The organism is Dietzia sp. DQ12-76 (assembly GCF_014145045.1).
Classification (GTDB): Bacteria; Actinomycetota; Actinomycetes; order Mycobacteriales; family Mycobacteriaceae; genus Dietzia.
The window spans coordinates 1-1,534 of sequence record NZ_JAALDV010000383.1 but is presented as its reverse complement, the minus strand read 5'-3'; the positions used below and the strand labels follow the sequence as shown (position 1 = coordinate 1,534).

Annotated in this window: 1 protein-coding gene and 1 pseudogene; both read left to right on the top strand. The window is 69.0% G+C overall.

Features of this window, described 5'->3' with window-relative positions:
- Nucleotides 1-168: pseudogene (murD, locus tag G6019_RS17395) on the top strand (UDP-N-acetylmuramoyl-L-alanine--D-glutamate ligase); the annotation flags it as partial.
- Between the two features lie 3 nt (nucleotides 169-171).
- On the top strand, nucleotides 172-1,534 hold a 1,363-nt coding region (gene ftsW / locus G6019_RS12920), incomplete at its 3' end, for a putative lipid II flippase FtsW (protein ID WP_182627745.1).

Sequence of the window (1,534 nt, the reverse complement as noted above, 5' to 3'; positions counted from 1 at the left end):
GAGCCGCAGCAGACGATGGACCGGGCGGTCGCCGAGGCCGCGCGGATGGCCACCGGAGGCGACACCGTGCTGCTCGCCCCCGCCGCCGCGTCGATGGACATGTTCACCGACTACGGTCACCGCGGGCGCAGCTTCGCGCTCGCCGTGGGCCGGGTCGCCGGGAGGTAGGGCATGGCACTTCACGAATCCGCTCGCCGGGGCGGCACCGACAGTGGCCACGACGTCGAGGATCAGGTCGCCGTGGCCCGGCCCGACCTGTTGGGCCGTATCGCCGCGCCGCTGGCGGCGATCAACCGTGCACCGCTGACCTCCTTCCACGTGGTCATGGTGGTCACCGCACTGCTCACGGTGATCGGCCTGGGCATGGTGCTCTCGAGCTCCAACGTCCTCGCGTTCTCCGGTGGCGGTACACCCTTCGACATCTTCCTCCGCCAGGCGGTCTTCGTGACGATCGGCTGGGTGGGGTTCCTGGTCGCCCTGCGTATGCGGTTCGAGCTCCTCCGGGCCGCCGCGCTACCGATGCTGCTGGTGTCCATCGGGCTGCTCATCGCCGTCCTGATCCCGGGCGTCGGCATGGAGATCAACGGCTCGCGCGGATGGATCGACCTCGGGTTCTTCGCGATCCAGCCCGCGGAGATCGCCAAGTTCACGTTCATCGTCTGGGCCTCGTCGGTGGTGGCCAAGCGGATACGCACCGGGTACTGGCTCGATCTGCTCTTCCCGGCCATCGTCGGGTACGGGGTGGTCGCCGCCCTCGTCGTCGTCGCCCCCGACCTCGGGATGGCCACGGCGGTGACCCTCGCCTTCCTGTGCGTGCTGTGGTTCGCCGGGTATCCGACCCGACACTTCGTGTGGGTGATCGCCTTCGGCACCGTCGTGTTCGGAGTGCTCGCGGTGACGTTCGCCTATCGGTTCGAACGGGTCAGAACATTCGCCAACACCTTCGTCGGGGACTTCTCCAACCCGCAGGGGTCGGCGTACCAGTCGTATCAGGGGATGCTCTCGCTGGCCGAGGGAGGCCTGTTCGGGGTCGGCCTGGGACAGTCCAGTGCCAAGTGGTTCTACCTCCCCGAGGCGACCAACGATTTCATCTTCGCGATCATCGGAGAGGAACTGGGCTGGTTCGGGGCAGCGGTCGTCGTCTCGCTGTACCTGGCGTTGGGATGGGCGGGTATGCGCATCGCGCTGCGCTCGGCCGACCCGTTCCGGCGACTGCTCGCGGGCACGATCACCACGACGATCGTCCTCCAGGCGTTCATCAACATCGGGTACGTGGTGGGCCTGCTGCCGGTCACCGGCCTCCAGCTACCGCTGATCTCCAACGGTGGCACCTCGGCGGTCGTCACCCTGGTGTCCCTCGGACTCCTCGCCAACTGCGCACGACACGAGCCCGAGGCCATCTCCGCGATCCTCAGTTCCCCGGAGCGTCGCCGGCGACGGTGGTTCACCCTCCCGGATCCGCGCCCCTACACGCCCGAGCGGCCGGTTCCCGCCTCGGACGCCCCCGGCCGCTCGAGCGCCGGCGCCCGGCGCT